The sequence below is a fragment of the Bradyrhizobium sp. Bra78 genome (genome assembly GCF_024519855.1).
In the GTDB taxonomy this organism is placed as follows: Bacteria; Pseudomonadota; Alphaproteobacteria; order Rhizobiales; family Xanthobacteraceae; genus Bradyrhizobium; species Bradyrhizobium japonicum_G.
The window spans coordinates 97,668-112,668 of sequence record NZ_JALJRE010000015.1; the positions used below are offsets into that span (position 1 = coordinate 97,668).

The following is a 15,001-nucleotide window of genomic DNA, read 5'->3' on the forward strand; positions in this document are numbered from 1 at the left end:
TTAGGACGCCGCATCCAGCGCCGCCAGCCGCTCTGCGTCGGCGATGTCCTCGACCGTGTTGGCATTGAAGAACGGATCGAGCGGCTCGGCCGGCCAGGTCACCGTCGCCAGTGGATAGCGCGCGGTCCAGCGGTCGATCTTTCGGAGGTCCTCGACGACCAGCGCATGGCGCAGCTCATTGCGCAAGGAGACGCGCCACAGCCCGATCACGGGATGCGACTGGTCGCCTGATGCCGCGACCGCGAGCTCGGCATTGGCCGCGATGCGTTCTTCATGCAAGCGCGCAACCAGATCGCGCGGCAGGAAGGGGCAGTCGCCGGCGGCGCTCAGCACCCATTCGACCCCCGGCCGGTTCGTGGCGGTCCAGTCGAGCGCGGCGAGGATGCCGGCGAGCGGGCCCGGGAAGCCGGGTACCTCATCGGGGACGACCTGCAAGCCGAACGCGACGAAGCGTGCGGGATCGCCATTGGCGTTGAGGATCAGTCCGCTGCATTGGGGGGCAAGGCGCGCAATCACGCGCTCCAGGATGGTACGGCCGCCGATGGTCCGCATCGGCTTGTCGCCGCCGCCCATGCGCCGCGCCAAGCCACCGGCGAGCAGGACGCCTTGCGTCGGAGGAAGATCAGTCGTCACCACCTTCACCCTTGCGCTTGTGCTTTGCGGATTCTTCCTCGACGTAAGCGAGGTTCTGGTCGTAGACGATGCGCTCCTCGCCCGCGAGCGCGATGAAGCGCTTGCCGCGGGTGCGACCGACGAGTGTCAGCCCGACTTGTCTTGCGAGGTCGACGCCCCAGGCGGTGAAGCCGGAGCGCGACACCAGGATCGGAATCCCCATTCGCACCGTCTTGATCACCATCTCCGAGGTGAGCCGTCCCGTTGTGTAGAGGATCTTGTCGGACGCATCGACGCCGTGGCGGTACATCCAGCCCGCGATCTTGTCGACGGCATTGTGGCGGCCGACGTCCTCGGTGTAGCAGAGCGGTTCGCCCTCCCTGCACAGCACGCAGCCATGGATCGCGCCGGCCTCCAGATAGAGCGAGGGCATGGTGTTGATAGTCTGCGTCATCTGGTAGAGCCAGGAGGTGCGCAGCTCGGCCTTCGGCAGCGCGACGCTCTCGACTGCTTCGAGCAGGTCGCCGAAGGCGGTGCCCTGCGCGCAGCCCGAGGTCTGCGTGCGCTTCTTCAGCTTGGCTTCGAAATTGGTGTGGTGTGTGGTGCGCACCACGACCACCTGGAGGTCGTCGTCGTATTCGACCTCGGTGACCTCGTCGTTGTATTTCAGCATGTTCTGGTTGAGCAAATAGCCCAGCGCCAGATATTCCGGATAGTCGCCGATCGTCATCATGGTGACGATCTCCTGCGAATTCAGGTAGAGCGTCAGCGGCCGCTCCATCGGTACCTTGATCTCGACCCTGGCGCCGGACTGGTCCGTGCCGGTCACGCTCTGGGTCAAGCGCGGATCGCCGGGATTCGGGAGGATCAGGGGCATCGGGGCTTTGTCGATCTTCATCATGGCCTCGACGTTAGCATGACATTCGGGTCAAGCCGATATAAGCATGCTGGCGGAAAGCGAAATGGCTCCTGTCGTCATTGCGAGCGCAGCGAAGCAATCCAGAGTCTTCCGCGGTGGCAGTCGGGATTGCTTCGCTACGCTCGCAATGACGGGGAAAGGCCGGAGGTTCCATCGGCAGGTGCGTCGTTGGCGGAGATCGAGAGGTTATGAAAGTCATCGGCCTTGCAGGCTGGAGCGGTGCGGGCAAGACCACGCTGTTGACGCGGCTGATCCCGCATTTCAGCGCGCAGGGCCTGCGCGTCTCCGTCATCAAGCATGCGCATCACCAGTTCGACGTCGACGTCCCCGGCAAGGATTCCTGGCGCCATCGCGAGGCCGGCGCGGCTGAGGTGCTGGTGGCCTCGTCGAACCGTTGGGCGCTGATGCACGAGTTGCGCGGCGCAGCCGAGCCGCGGCTGCCGGAACTGTTGAGCAAGCTGTCAGCGGTCGATCTGGTCGTGGTCGAAGGCTTCAAGCGCGAGCCGCATCGCAAGATCGAGGTGCATCGCGCCGGAAATGGCAAGCCGTTGCTGTTTCCTGACGATCCCGGAATTTTCGGGATCGTGGCCGACATCGCCATTGAATCGCGGCTGCCGACCGTCCATCTCGATGATATCGAGGCTGCCGCGGCATTGCTGCTGGCCGCGGCGATGCCGGTCGAGGAAGCGGTCGCGAAAAGCGCCGCGCTGCGCTGACGAGGCACCATGGCGCAATTGTCGGACGATTGTTTTGCGTTCGGTGGACCGATGATGTCGGTCGACGAGGCCGTTGGTCTGATCACGACGCGCGTCAACGCGATTGCCGATCTCGAAACCGTGGCGCTCGTGGATGCCGATGGGCGGGTTCTGGCGCGCGACGTCGCTGCGCCGCTACCGCTGCCGCCCTTCACGAACTCGGCAGTTGACGGGTACGCCGTGCGCAATGCGGACCTTCCGCAAAGCGGAGAACACGCCTTGCCGGTCGATGGCCGCATCCAGGCCGGCGGCCTTGCACAGGCCGCCATCAAGCCCGGCCACACCGCGCGCATCTTCACGGGCGCGCCGATGCCACCGGAGGCCGGGACCGTCTTCATGCAGGAGGATGTCCGGATCGATGAGGCCGGCAAGGTCGTGCTGCCGCCAGGGCTGAAGCCGGGTGCCAATGTGCGCCCCGCCGGCGAGGACATTCCCGAAGGGCACGTCGCGCTGCGCGCCGGCCAACGGCTGCGGCCACAGCATGTCGCGCTCGCCGCGGCGTTGGGCCTGATGCGGGTCGACGTCGTCAGGCGCATCCGCGTTGCGGTGTTCTCGACCGGCGACGAGCTGGCTTCGCCGGGCGAGCCGCGCGCGACCTCGCAGCTGTTCGATTCCAACCGCTTCATGCTGATGGCGATGCTGCGCCGGCTCGGCTGCGAGGTTAGCGACCTCGGCATCCTGCGCGACGAGCGTGCTTCGCTCGCCAATGGCTTGAAGCAGGTTGCAAGCAAGCATGACCTGATCCTCACCACCGGCGGTGTCTCGACCGGGGAGGAGGATCACGTCAAGGCGGCGGTCGAGAGCGTCGGCTCGCTGGTGTTGTGGCGGATGGCGATCAAGCCCGGCCGTCCCGTGGCGATGGGTATCATCGGCGGCACGCCGCTGATCGGCCTGCCCGGCAATCCCGTGGCCAGTTTCGTCACCTTCGTCCATGTGGTGCGGCCAACGGCGCTGGCGCTGATGGGTGGTTTGCCGGAACCGCTGTTGTCGATCCCGGTGCGCGCGTCGTTCTCCTACAAGAAGAAGATCGGCCGCCGCGAATATGTTCGCGTCTCCCTGCGGCGCGCGGAGGACGGCGCGCTGGAGGCGGTCAAGTTCCCGCGCGAAGGCGCCGGGCTGTTGTCGTCGCTGGTCGAGACCGACGGTCTTGTCGAACTCGGCGAGGAGATCACGAAGGTCGAGCCGGGGCAGGGCGTAGGTTTCCTGTCCTATGCCGATCTGCTCTGACCGGTTGCGTTGACGCCACGGACCGGCCCCGCCATGTTGCGCCCATGACCAGAACCACGCTCGATCTCACCGGGCTGAAATGCCCGCTGCCCGCCCTGAAGACACGCAAGGCACTCAAACCATTGCAGCCGGGCGATCAGCTCGAGGTGCACTGCACGGATCCCCTGTCGGTGATTGACATTCCGAACCTGATTCGGGAGACCGGCGACACGGTGGAGATCACCGAGCGCAACGACGCGCGCATCGTGTTCTTGATAGAAAAGACGAATGGTCCGATAGGCAGCGCCAATGGTGCGCTGCGTTCTTGAGCGCGTTACCGCGTTGATACCGACCTTTTGTCTATCGACATCGATCATGGCTTCTGCCCAAATTGACTTTCTCCGTGGGGGCGCGGAGGTTGAGTCTTGTCTGCGATACGCGGATCAATGGGCCGTACACAAAGCTTGCACGTCGTATCGGGCATAGAGCCCCGCTCGAGGGGTTAACTTTTCGGAGGCGCGTGACGATCCTGGTGCGCGTCGGATGATTGTGCGGGGGCAGCAGGGACAGCTGGCTGCACCGCGGATGGCTGAGGATCAGGATCTTAGTGGCAGGCTGCTCAGAAGGGCGGCTTAGGGGAGGACTGTATGGCTACTATTGAGAGCGCTGGAACGATTTCAGGCGCTGGCGCCGGCTTTCTTGATCGTGAGCGGACGATTGCGAGGGCCGGCTTCAATCGCTGGCTGGTGCCGCCTGCGGCGCTATGCATCCATTTGTGCATCGGCATGGCTTACGGCTTCTCGGTGTTCTGGTTGCCGCTCTCGCGCGCGATCGGCATCACCGCGCCGAAGGCCTGTCCGGACATGTCGCTGTGGCAGGAGCTCTTCACCACCACTTGCGACTGGAAGGTCGCGAGCCTCGGCTGGATGTTCACCCTATTCTTCGTCGTGCTCGGCGTTGCGGCCGCTGTTTGGGGCGGCTGGCTCGAGCGGGTCGGTCCGCGCAAGGCCGGCTTCGTCGCGGCGATCTGCTGGTGCGGCGGTCTCATTCTCGGCGCCATCGGCATCTATCTGCATCAGCTCTGGATCATGTGGCTCGGCTCCGGCGTGATCGGCGGCATCGGCCTTGGTCTCGGTTACATCTCGCCGGTGTCGACGCTGATCAAATGGTTCCCCGATCGCCGCGGCATGGCGACCGGCATGGCGATCATGGGCTTCGGCGGCGGCGCTATGATCGGCGCACCGTTTGCCAATCTCCTGATCAACTACTTCAAGACATCGACCGAGGTCGGCGTGTGGCAGGCCTTCGTCGTCATGGGCGTGGTCTATTTCTTCTTCATGACCATCGGCGCGTTCGCCTACCGCGTGACGCCGGCGGGCTGGAAGCCCGAGGGCTGGACGCCGCCGAGCGAGAAGAAAACGATGATCTCCGAGCATCACGTTCACCTGGACAACGCGCACAAGACGCCGCAGTTCTGGCTGATCTGGTGGGTGCTGTGCTTGAACGTGTCTGCCGGCATCGGTGTGATCGGCATGGCCTCTCCGATGTTGCAGGAAATCTTCGCCGGAAAGCTGATCGGCCATCCGGAGCTCACCTTTAGTCAGCTCTCGGTCGATCAGAAGACGGTCATCGCCGGCATCGCGGCGGGCTTCGCGGGCCTGCTGTCATTGTTTAACATCGGCGGTCGCTTCTTCTGGGCGTCGCTGTCGGACTATATCGGCCGCAAGAACACCTACTATACGTTCTTCATCCTCGGCATCGTGCTCTACGCGCTGGCGCCGACCTTTGCGGCGATGGGCTCGAAGCTGCTGTTCGTGCTCGGCTTCGGCGTCATCCTGTCGATGTATGGCGGGGGCTTCGCGACCGTGCCGGCCTATCTCGCCGATATGTTCGGGACCCAGTTCGTCGGCGCCATCCACGGCCGGCTGCTGACGGCGTGGTCCACCGCGGGCATCATCGGCCCCGTTGTGGTCAACTACATCCGCGAGTTCCAGCTCGCGGCGGGTGTGCCGCGTGACCAGCTATACAATACGACTATGTACATTCTCTGCGCGATGCTGATTGCGGGCATCATCTGCAACTACCTGATCAAGCCGGTCGCTTCGAAATGGTACATGAGCGAGGCGGAGGTCGCGAAGTTGCAGGCGGCGAACGCCGGCGCCAATGTTGTCCAGACGGGTTCGTTCGGAATCGGCACTGGCGGCCTCGACGCCAAGGCTGCGATTTTCTGGCTCGTCGTCGGCGTTCCCATGGCGTGGGGCGTGTATAAGACGCTCGAGAGCGCGGTTAAAATCCTCTGACCGCAAACCCACCACCCGCGGGAGGCTGACGCCAGCTTCCCGCGGTGTTCGCCTTGCTGATCAATGAGAATGGGACCTAGGGGGATTCCTATGCTTCGCACCCGTATCTGCCTTGCCGCCATGCTGCTGGCCGCAAGCCTTCATGCCGCGTCCGCGCAAACCGCGGCGGCACCTGCGACCACCGCACCAGCCGCGACGACCGAGGCCAAGCCTGGCAAGATCAAGCTCACCATGCAGAAGCTGAAGGACATGAAGGCGAAGTGGGCGGCCAACAAGCCAAAGCTCAAGTCCTGCCGTGCCGACGTGAAAGCCAAGGGCCTCGCCGGCGACGATCGCTGGTTCTACATCGAAGAGTGCATGAACAAGACCTGAGCCGGTTCCACGATCAGTTTGCGTAGGGGGGCGTGAGGCTTGTTGGGCCGCATGCCCCTTAAATGCTTATCGGAACGGATGAATTCGCTTGGCATCTGGTATGCCAAAAGCTAGACTTGGACATGTTCTAAAGAAGGTTTACGAGACTCATCGATGAACCACGACGTGCATGAGGTCCGCTCGTTCGAGCATCCGGGCGAGGGACGGAAGCGAGCCAAGGCCACGCCCAAGGGGCGGCAGGTCGATCCCACCGCCGCGCACGAGATCGAGCAGCTGCTCGGCGACCGGTCGCGGCGGCGCGATCTCCTGATCGAATATCTCCATCTGATCCAGGACAAATATCACCAGATCTCGGCCGCGCATCTTGCCGCGCTTGCCGACGAGATGAATCTCGCCTTCGCCGAGGTGTTCGAGACCGCGACGTTCTACGCGCATTTCGATATCGTGAAGGAAGGCGAGCCCGATATCGCGCCGCTGACGATCCGCGTCTGCGATTCGCTGACTTGCGCGATGCTCGGCGGCGAGAAGCTGCTCGAGGATCTGCAGAGCGCGTCGGGTCCCGGCATCCGTGTCGTCCGCGCGCCCTGCGTCGGGCGCTGCGATACCGCGCCGGCGGCCGAGGTCGGCCACAACTTCGTCGATCATGCGACGGTCGCAAATGTGATGGCCGCCGCGAAGGCCGGCGACACCCACGCGCATCTGCCCAAATATATCGACTACGACGCCTATGTCGCCGGCGGCGGCTACAAGCTGCTCGATCGCGTGCGCTCCGGCGAACTGTCGAAGGATGATCTGCTGAAGGCGCTCGACGACGCCTCGCTGCGCGGGCTCGGCGGCGCCGGCTTCCCGACGGGGCGCAAATGGCGCGCGGTGCTGGGCGAGCCCGGGCCGCGGTTGATGGCGATCAACGGCGACGAGGGCGAGCCCGGCACGTTCAAGGATCGCGTCTATCTCGAAAGCGATCCGCATCGCTTTCTCGAGGGCATGCTGATCGGCGCGCATGTGGTGCAGGCCTCCGACGTCTACATCTACCTGCGCGATGAATATCCGGCATCGCGCGAAATCCTCGAGCGCGAGCTCGCGAAGCTGCCCGCGGGCGGCCCGACGTTGCACATGCGCCGCGGCGCCGGTGCCTATATCTGCGGCGAGGAATCTTCGCTGCTGGAAAGCATCGAGGGCAAGCGCGGCCTGCCCCGGCACAAGCCGCCTTACCCGTTTCAGGTCGGCCTGTTCGGACTGCCGACGTTGATCAACAACATCGAGACGCTGTGGTGGGTGCGCGACATCGTCGAGAAGGGCGCTGACTGGTGGAAGGGCCATGGGCGGCACGAGCGTCAAGGCCTGCGCAGCTTCTCGGTGTCAGGCCGCGTCAAGACGCCGGGCATGAAGCTCGCGCCCGCAGGCATCACCGTGCGCGAGTTGATCGACGAATATTGCGGCGGCATGGCCGACGGCCATCAGTTCTATGCTTATCTGCCGGGCGGCGCGTCCGGCGGCATCCTGCCGGCGTCGATGGACGACATCCCGCTCGATTTCGGCACGCTGGAGAAATACGGCTGCTTCATCGGCTCGGCCGCGATCGTGATCCTGTCGCAGAAGGACAGCGTGCGGGCGGCGGCGCTGAACCTGATGAAGTTCTTCGAGGACGAAAGCTGCGGCCAGTGCACGCCATGCCGCGTCGGAACCCAGAAGGCGGCGCTGCTGATGCAGCAGCCGGTCTGGAACCGCGCCTTGCTGGAGGAATTGAGCCAGGCGATGCGTGATGCCTCGATCTGCGGGCTCGGACAGGCGGCATCGAATCCGCTTGCCACCGTGATCAAATATTTCCCTGACGAGTTCAAGGAAGCGGCCGAATGACGAAGATTACGTTCGAGCTTGACGGCAAGCAGGTCGAGGCCAGTCCCGGCGAGACGATCTGGCAAGTCGCAAAACGCCAGGGCCGGGAGATTCCCCATCTGTGCTATTCGCCGGCGCCGGACTATCGCCCCGACGGCAATTGCCGCGCCTGCATGGTGGAGATCGAGGGCGAGCGCGTGCTTGCGGCCTCCTGCAAGCGCACGCCGTCGGTCGGCATGAAGGTGAAGTCCGAAAGCCACCGTGCGGTCGCGGCGCAAAAGATGGTGATGGAGCTGCTCGTCGCCGACCAGCCGGCGCGCGAGACCTCGCATGATCCGGAATCCAAATTCTGGCACTGGGCCGAGACCACTGGCGTCACCGAGAGCCGCTTCCCTGCCGCCGAGCGCTGGGCGACCGATGCCAGCCATCCGGCGATGCGCGTCAATCTCGATGCCTGCATCCAGTGCGGCCTCTGCGTGCGCGCCTGCCGCGAGGTGCAGGTCAACGACGTCATCGGCATGGCCTATCGCAGTCATGGCTCGAAGATCGTGTTCGACTTCGACGATCCCATGGGCGAATCCACCTGCGTTGCCTGCGGCGAATGCGTGCAGGCCTGTCCGACCGGCGCGCTGATGCCGGCCGTGATGCTGGACGAGGCGCAGACGCGCGTCACCTATGCCGACAAGAAGGTGGATTCGCTCTGCCCGTTCTGCGGCGTCGGCTGCCAGGTGACCTACGAGGTCAAGGACGAGAAGGTGATCTACGCCGAGGGCCGCGACGGCCCCGCCAATCACAATCGTCTCTGTGTGAAGGGCCGTTTCGGCTTCGACTACATCCACCATCCGCATCGCCTGACCAAGCCGCTGGTGCGGCTGCCGAATGCGAAGAAGGATTCCAACGACCAGGTCGATCCGGCCAATCCTTTCACGCATTTCCGTGAAGCGAGCTGGGAGGAAGCGCTCGACATCGCCGCCAAGGGCCTGGTCAAGATCCGCGACACCAACGGCGTGAAGGCGCTGGCGGGCTTCGGCTCGGCCAAGGGCTCGAACGAGGAGGCCTATCTGTTCCAGAAGCTGGTACGCACCGGCTTCGGTTCGAACAATGTCGACCATTGCACCCGTCTGTGCCACGCCTCGTCGGTCGCCGCGCTGTTCGAGGGCCTGAGCTCCGGTGCGGTGTCGGCGCCGTTCTCGGCGGCGATGGACGCCGAGGTCATCATCGTGATCGGCGCCAATCCGACCGTGAATCATCCGGTCGCCGCGACCTTCATCAAGAACGCGGTCAAGCAGAATGGCGCCAAGCTGTTCGTGATGGATCCGCGCCGGCAGACGCTGTCGCGTCATGCCACCAAGCATCTGCAATTCAAGCCCGGCTCCGACGTCGCCATGCTGAACGCGATGATCAACACGATCATCACAGAAGGCCTGACGGACGATCAGTACATCGCCGGCTACACCGAAGGCTTCGAGGATCTCAAGGAGAAGATCAAGGAGTTCACGCCGGAGAAGATGGAGCCGATCTGCGGCGTCCCGGCGCAAACCCTGCGCGAGGTGGCGCGTACCTATGCGCGCGCAAAATCGTCGATCATCTTCTGGGGCATGGGCATCAGCCAGCACGTTCACGGCACCGACAATGCGCGCTGCCTGATCGCGCTGGCGCTGATCACCGGCCAGGTCGGCCGTCCCGGCACCGGCCTGCATCCGCTGCGCGGACAGAACAACGTGCAGGGCGCGTCCGACGCCGGCCTGATCCCGATGTTCCTGCCGGACTATCAGCCGGTCGGTCGCGACGATTTGCGCGGGGCCTTCGAGAAGCTGTGGGGCCAAGACCTCGATCCCGTCCGCGGCCTGACCGTGGTCGAGATCATGAATGCGATCCACGCCGGCGAGATCAAGGGCATGTATATCGAGGGTGAGAATCCGGCGATGTCCGACCCCGATCTGCAGCATGCGCGCCAGGCGCTCGCCATGCTCGATCACCTCGTGGTGCAGGACCTCTTCGTCACCGAGACCGCATTCCACGCCGACGTCATCCTGCCGGCCTCGGCCTTTGCCGAGAAGGAAGGCTCCTTCACCAACACCGATCGCCGCGTGCAGCTCGCGCGCCAGGTGATCAAGCCACCGGGCGATGCGCGGCAGGATCTCTGGATCATCCAGGAGATCGGCAAGCGCATGGGCCTGCCGTGGAATTATGCCGGCCCCGGCGATGTCTACACCGAGATGGCAGAGCTCATGCCGTCGCTCAAGAACATCAGCTGGGAACGGCTGGTGCGCGAAGGTGCCGTGACCTATCCGGCGGACGATCCGGACAAGCCGGGCAACGAGATCATCTTCACGACCGGATTCCCGACCGCGAGCGGGCGCGGCAAGATCGTGCCGGCTCACGTCATCCCGCCGGACGAGATCCCCGACGACGAATATCCGATGGTGCTCTCGACCGGCCGCGTGCTCGAGCACTGGCACACCGGCTCGATGACGCGCCGCGCCCAGGTGCTCGACCAGATCGAGCCCGAGGCGGTTGCGTTCATGTCGCCAAAGGACATGCACAGGAAGAAGCTGGCGCCCGGCGATTTCATTCGCCTGGAGACCCGCCGTGGCGCGGTCGAGGTCAAGGTCCGCTCCGACCGCGACGTGCCCGAGAACATGGTGTTCATGCCGTTCTGCTACGCGGAGGCGGCGGCGAACCTGCTGACCAATCCGGCGCTCGATCCGTTCGGCAAGATCCCGGAGTTCAAGTTCTGCGCGGCGAGAGCCGAGCGCGCGGAGATGCGGGACGCGGCGGAGTAGCAATTCGCGAAAAACAACCCCATGCACAGTAGGCGAGGGGTTGAAAGGCTTGAGGAATTTTCGGTCTTGCCGAAACGACTTGCGGCGTCGGTCAAAACACCTGCATCAATGCATGATCACCAACAGCGCCGGCTTCGCCGCTCGCAACGACGGTGGTAAACGTAATCCATGTCGAAAGTCACCCCCGCCACACGCGCGCTCACAGCCGCCGGTGTCGCCTTCACCGTTCACGCTTACGACTACGATCCCGACGCCGAGAGCATCGGCCTCCAGGCGGCGGCTGCCCTGGCTGAGGATCCCGCGCGCGTGTTGAAGACGCTGATAGCCCTGGTCGACGGCAAGCCGGTCTGCATCATCGTTCCGTCCGACCAGGAAGTGTCGATGAAGAAGCTCGCCGCTGCTGTCGGCGGCAAGTCCGCGCAAATGATGAAGCCGCCGGAGGCCGAGCGCCTCACCGGCTTCAAGGTCGGCGGCATCAGTCCGTTCGGGCAGCGGAAACCGGTGCCCGTCGTGATCGAGCAGATCGCGCTCGCGCACGAGTATGTGTATGTCAATGGCGGTCAGCGCGGACTGCAGGTGCGGCTCAAGCCGGGTGATGTGCGGGACGTGTCGAACGCGGTTGCCGCAGACTTGATCGCCTGAGCGTTGCGTTCTACTGCTTCTGCAACAGCTTGAGCCGGCAGCGTAACGCCTCGCGGATATGCGCGCGCGCGAGCTGCTCGGCCTTGTCGCCGTCGCGCGCGGCGATGGCCTCGATGATGATTTGGTGCTCGCTGTGGCTGGTCGATGGGCGTCCCGTCACCGTGAAGGTGGTGGGACCGAGCAGCGCGATCCAGTCCTGCAATTCGTGGGAGGCGTTGTCGAGATAGCGGTTGCGCGCGGCGCGGCAGACGGCTTCGTGGAAGGCGCGGTTGAGCCGCGCCATCTCGGCCGCGTCGGTCGCGGAGGATTCAACAAAAGACTGTTCGATATCCCTGAGTGCATCGATCTCCGTCGTCGAGGCATGCTCGGCGGCCAGGCGCGCGGCCGCGCCTTCCATGATCTCGCGCATGGCGTAAAGCTCGACCACTTCTGAAATGTCGAGGTTGCGCACGATCACGCCGCGGCCGCCGGCCGGCTCGACGAAACCACGCGCGGCGAGCCGGCCGAGCGCCTCCCGCACCGGCGTGCGGCTGACCTTCAGTCGCTGGGCGACCTCCTCCTCGCGCAGGCGATCGCCGGCGCGGTAGCTACCGGCTTGCAGCGCCTCGCAGAGCGAACGGAACACGGCTTCGCCGAGCGCCACGCCGCCGCCGCGCGCGATCGAGCCGCCTGTCTTTGCCGGGCGTCTGGCCATGGTCCCTCGAGGCGCATCCTGCCCATGCAGAGATGCCGCTTGCTCCCTTACTGTATATCCTTGTATACAAAGGTGCGCAATGGCGGTCCGGAGTGGGCGAGGCTGCCGTCGGGCAGAATGTCTCTAACTTCGTCGCTCCGGGTACACGGCATGAGCAGCAAATACGACGTGCTGGTGATCGGCGGTGGCAATGCGGCGCTGTGCGCGGCGATCGCTGCGCGGCGTGGCGGCGCCTCCGTCCTCGTGCTCGAAGGCGCGCCAAAGTTCTATCGCGGCGGCAACCCCCGCCACACCCGCAACATGCGCTGCGCTCATGACGCGGCGACCGAAATTCTCACAGGTCCGTATACCGAGGAGGAATTCTGGGAGGATCTGCTGCGTGTCACCGGCGGACAGACCGACGAGATGCTCGCCCGCCACATGATCCGCGAGTCCAAGGATATCCTGAACTGGATCGTGGAGCAGGGCGTGCGCTGGCAGCCCTCGCTCGGCGGCACGCTGAGTCTCGGCCGCACCAACTCGTTCTTCCTCGGTGGCGGGCGCGCGATGCTGAATGCGCTGTATCTGACCGCCCAGCGGCTGGGCGTCGACGTCGAATATGATGCCGAAGTCACCGAGCTCGTGATCGAGGACGGCATGTTCCTCGCCGCGCGCCTCGAGCGGCCCGTCAAGGGCGAGACCGAGATCCGCGCGACGTCACTGGTCGCCGCGGCCGGCGGTTTCGAGGCCAACATCGAATGGCTCAAGCAATATTGGGGCGAGGCTGCCGACAATTTCCTGATCCGCGGTACGCCCTATAATCGCGGCTCGATCCTGAAGATGCTGCTCGACAAGGGCGTGCAGGAGGTCGGCGATCCCACCCAGTGCCACGCGGTGGCGATCGATGCCCGTGCGCCGAAATTCGACGGCGGCATCATCACGCGCCACGACTCGGTCGTGTTCGGCATCGTCGTCAACAAGCATTCGCAGCGGTTCTACGACGAGGGCGAGGACATCTGGCCGAAGCGCTACGCGATCTGGGGCCGGCTGGTCGCGGCGCAGCCCGACCAGATCGCCTACATCATTTTTGATTCGACCGTGGTCACCTCGTTCATGCCGACGCTGTTCCCGCCGATCGCCGGGCAGACGGTGGCCGAGCTTGCCGGCAAGCTGCAGCTCGATCCAGCCGCGCTGGAAAAGACCGTCACCGAGTTCAACGCGGCGGTGCGGCCCGGCACCTTCGACCACACCATTCTCGACGACTGCCGCACCGAGGGCATCTCGCCGCAAAAGACGCATTGGGCGCGCAAAATCGAGACGCCGCCTTATCTCGCCTATCCGGTGCGGCCCGGCATCACCTTCACCTATCTCGGCACCCGCGTCACCAAGGAGGCGCGGATGCTGATGGCGGACGGCAAGCCGTCGGCCAACATGTTCGCGGCTGGCGAGATCATGGCCGGCAACGTGCTCGGCAAGGGTTATGCCGCCGGCATGGGCATGACGATCGGCAGCGTGTTCGGACGGATCGCAGGACGGGAAGCGGCGAAACATGCACGGAACTAGAATTTTGGACGAGGCCGACCGTCTGATGACGGTCTGCAATTCCTGCCGCTACTGCGAGGGGCTCTGCGCGGTGTTTCCCGCCATGGAGATGCGCCGTGCGTTCTCGGACGGCGACCTCAACTATCTCGCAAACCTATGCCATTCCTGTGGCGCCTGCTATGTCGACTGCCAGTTCTCGCCGCCGCACGAGTTCAACGTCAACGTCCCAAAGACGCTGGCGGTCGTGCGCGCCGAGTCCTACGCAGCCTATGCCTGGCCGCATGCACTTTCGGGCGCCTTCGCGCGCAACGGCCTCGTCATCGGCATCGTCGCCGCGCTCAGCATGGCGGCCTTCATCCTCGGCTTTGCTGCTCTCAATGACCACAGCGTGCTGTTCGGCGTGCACGCCGGTCCCGGCGCGTTCTACAGACTGATGCCGCACAACGCGATGGCCGCATTGTTCAGCGCCGCCTTTCTCTATGCGATCCTCGCGCTGGTCATGAGCGTGCGCGCGTTCTGGCGCGACATCGGTACGCCGATCGGCGGCCGCGCCGACGGCGGCTCGATTGTCCAGGCGATCCGCGATGCCGGCGAGCTGCGCTATCTCCATGGCGGCGGCGTCGGCTGCTACAACGAGGACGACAAGCCGACCGACCGGCGCAAGCTTTTCCATCATTTGACCTTCTACGGCTTCCTGCTGTGCTTTGCCGCGACGTCAGTCGCCACGCTCTATCACTATCTCCTTAGCCGCGAGGCGCCGTATCCGTGGTGGGATCTGCCCGTGGTGCTCGGCACGCTCGGCGGCCTCGGTCTGATCATCGGGCCGATCGGATTGTTCATCGCGAAATCGCGCCACGCACCGGAGCTGCTTGACGAGCAGCGCTACGGCATGGATGTTGGCTTCATCGCCATGCTGTTCCTGACCGGCTTCACCGGCATGCTGCTCCTGCTGTTGCGGGAAACCGCCGCGATGGGGCCGCTGCTGGCACTGCATCTCGGCGCGGTGTTCGCGCTGTTCATCACCATGCCCTACGGCAAGTTCGTGCACGGCATCTACCGCTTCGCGGCACTGGTTCGCTATGCACAGGAGCGTCGCAGCGAAGCCGGCTCTTGAGGGGCGGCAATCGCATATGGCATTTTGCGCGATCACAGCGCGCGCCTCGTCCTTCGAGACGACCGCTTCGTGGTCGCCTCAGCATGAGGCTAAGTGGTATCGGTACTCGTCGAAACGAAGGCCGCACACTCGGTCATCATCCTGAGGGCCCGCCAACGGCGGGCGTCTCGAAGGATGGCTGCGGAGAAATCGCTCACATATGCGATGGCCCTGGCTCTTGAGGGGCAGGCTACGTAGCTTTGAG

At 64.6% G+C, this 15,001-nt stretch carries 13 protein-coding genes; 10 read left to right on the forward strand and 3 right to left on the reverse strand.

Going from position 1 to position 15,001, the window contains the following annotated elements; all coding sequences use genetic code 11:
- Together mobA and fdhD are read right to left on the reverse strand one after the other, a co-directional pair.
- Positions 1–642, reverse strand: a complete 642-nt coding sequence (gene mobA, locus OC450_RS28455; protein WP_211381811.1) for a molybdenum cofactor guanylyltransferase MobA — start codon at positions 640–642, stop codon at positions 1–3.
- Positions 623–1,513, reverse strand: a complete 891-nt coding sequence (gene fdhD / locus OC450_RS28460) for a formate dehydrogenase accessory sulfurtransferase FdhD (protein ID WP_262049089.1) — start codon at positions 1,511–1,513, stop codon at positions 623–625. The genes mobA and fdhD overlap by 20 nt, the downstream gene beginning before the upstream one ends.
- Positions 1,514–1,719: 206 nt before the next feature.
- Between fdhD and mobB the strand changes: the two genes are divergently transcribed.
- The 8 genes from mobB to ybaK all read left to right on the forward strand — a co-directional run bounded on the left by mobB (position 1,720) and on the right by ybaK (position 11,428).
- Complete coding sequence (gene mobB, locus OC450_RS28465; protein WP_262049090.1) at positions 1,720–2,247, forward strand: molybdopterin-guanine dinucleotide biosynthesis protein B; 528 nt, start codon at positions 1,720–1,722, stop codon at positions 2,245–2,247.
- A 9-nt stretch (positions 2,248–2,256) separates the two neighbouring features.
- Entirely contained in the window at positions 2,257–3,513 is a 1,257-nt protein-coding gene (gene glp / locus OC450_RS28470; RefSeq protein ID WP_211381814.1) for a gephyrin-like molybdotransferase Glp, read from the forward strand.
- A 44-nt stretch (positions 3,514–3,557) separates the two neighbouring features.
- The gene (locus tag OC450_RS28475) at positions 3,558–3,821 is read left to right on the forward strand and encodes a sulfurtransferase TusA family protein (RefSeq protein WP_211381815.1); all 264 of its coding nucleotides are present in this window, start codon (positions 3,558–3,560) and stop codon (positions 3,819–3,821) included.
- Positions 3,822–4,139: 318 nt separating this feature from the next.
- Entirely contained in the window at positions 4,140–5,792 is a 1,653-nt protein-coding gene (locus OC450_RS28480; RefSeq protein ID WP_211381816.1) for an OFA family MFS transporter, read from the forward strand.
- 90 nt (positions 5,793–5,882) lie between these two features.
- A complete protein-coding gene (locus OC450_RS28485) occupies positions 5,883–6,164 on the forward strand; it encodes a hypothetical protein (RefSeq protein WP_262049091.1) in 282 nt (93 codons plus the stop codon).
- 153 nt (positions 6,165–6,317) lie between these two features.
- Complete coding sequence (locus OC450_RS28490) at positions 6,318–8,021, forward strand: NADH-ubiquinone oxidoreductase-F iron-sulfur binding region domain-containing protein (protein WP_262049092.1); 1,704 nt, start codon at positions 6,318–6,320, stop codon at positions 8,019–8,021.
- On the forward strand, positions 8,018–10,786 hold the full coding sequence (gene fdhF / locus OC450_RS28495) for a formate dehydrogenase subunit alpha (protein ID WP_262049093.1): 2,769 nt from the start codon (positions 8,018–8,020) through the stop codon (positions 10,784–10,786). The genes OC450_RS28490 and fdhF overlap by 4 nt, the downstream gene beginning before the upstream one ends.
- A gap of 168 nt (positions 10,787–10,954) precedes the next feature.
- On the forward strand, positions 10,955–11,428 hold the full coding sequence (gene ybaK / locus OC450_RS28500; protein ID WP_211381820.1) for a Cys-tRNA(Pro) deacylase: 474 nt from the start codon (positions 10,955–10,957) through the stop codon (positions 11,426–11,428).
- A gap of 10 nt (positions 11,429–11,438) precedes the next feature.
- On the opposite strand, the gene OC450_RS28505 is transcribed toward ybaK, so the two are convergent.
- Positions 11,439–12,122: a GntR family transcriptional regulator gene (locus OC450_RS28505; RefSeq protein ID WP_262049094.1), complete on the reverse strand. Its 684-nt coding sequence runs from the start codon at positions 12,120–12,122 to the stop codon at positions 11,439–11,441.
- Between the two features lie 150 nt (positions 12,123–12,272).
- On the opposite strand from OC450_RS28505, the gene tcuA reads away from it, so the two are divergent.
- On the forward strand, positions 12,273–13,664 hold the full coding sequence (gene tcuA, locus OC450_RS28510) for an FAD-dependent tricarballylate dehydrogenase TcuA (protein WP_262049095.1): 1,392 nt from the start codon (positions 12,273–12,275) through the stop codon (positions 13,662–13,664).
- Positions 13,651–14,757 (forward strand): tricarballylate utilization 4Fe-4S protein TcuB, encoded by a 1,107-nt coding sequence (gene tcuB / locus OC450_RS28515; RefSeq protein ID WP_262049096.1) that lies wholly within the window; start codon positions 13,651–13,653, stop codon positions 14,755–14,757. The genes tcuA and tcuB overlap by 14 nt, the downstream gene beginning before the upstream one ends.
- Positions 14,758–15,001: the final 244 nt, after the last annotated feature.

What these genes read in the sequence shown, in the direction of transcription:
- ybaK (WP_211381820.1), top strand. Translation starts at nt 10,955, where the DNA reads ATGTCGAAAGTCACCCCCGCCACACGCGCGCTCACAGCCGCCGGTGTC.
- mobB (WP_262049090.1), top strand. Translation starts at nt 1,720, where the DNA reads ATGAAAGTCATCGGCCTTGCAGGCTGGAGCGGTGCGGGCAAGACCACG.
- glp (WP_211381814.1), top strand. Translation starts at nt 2,257, where the DNA reads ATGGCGCAATTGTCGGACGATTGTTTTGCGTTCGGTGGACCGATGATG.
- OC450_RS28475 (WP_211381815.1), top strand. Translation starts at nt 3,558, where the DNA reads ATGACCAGAACCACGCTCGATCTCACCGGGCTGAAATGCCCGCTGCCC.
- tcuB (WP_262049096.1), top strand. Translation starts at nt 13,651, where the DNA reads ATGCACGGAACTAGAATTTTGGACGAGGCCGACCGTCTGATGACGGTC.
- fdhF (WP_262049093.1), top strand. Translation starts at nt 8,018, where the DNA reads ATGACGAAGATTACGTTCGAGCTTGACGGCAAGCAGGTCGAGGCCAGT.
- OC450_RS28480 (WP_211381816.1), top strand. Translation starts at nt 4,140, where the DNA reads ATGGCTACTATTGAGAGCGCTGGAACGATTTCAGGCGCTGGCGCCGGC.
- OC450_RS28485 (WP_262049091.1), top strand. Translation starts at nt 5,883, where the DNA reads ATGCTTCGCACCCGTATCTGCCTTGCCGCCATGCTGCTGGCCGCAAGC.
- tcuA (WP_262049095.1), top strand. Translation starts at nt 12,273, where the DNA reads ATGAGCAGCAAATACGACGTGCTGGTGATCGGCGGTGGCAATGCGGCG.
- OC450_RS28490 (WP_262049092.1), top strand. Translation starts at nt 6,318, where the DNA reads ATGAACCACGACGTGCATGAGGTCCGCTCGTTCGAGCATCCGGGCGAG.
- OC450_RS28505 (WP_262049094.1), bottom strand. Translation starts at nt 12,122, where the DNA reads ATGGCCAGACGCCCGGCAAAGACAGGCGGCTCGATCGCGCGCGGCGGC.
- fdhD (WP_262049089.1), bottom strand. Translation starts at nt 1,513, where the DNA reads ATGATGAAGATCGACAAAGCCCCGATGCCCCTGATCCTCCCGAATCCC.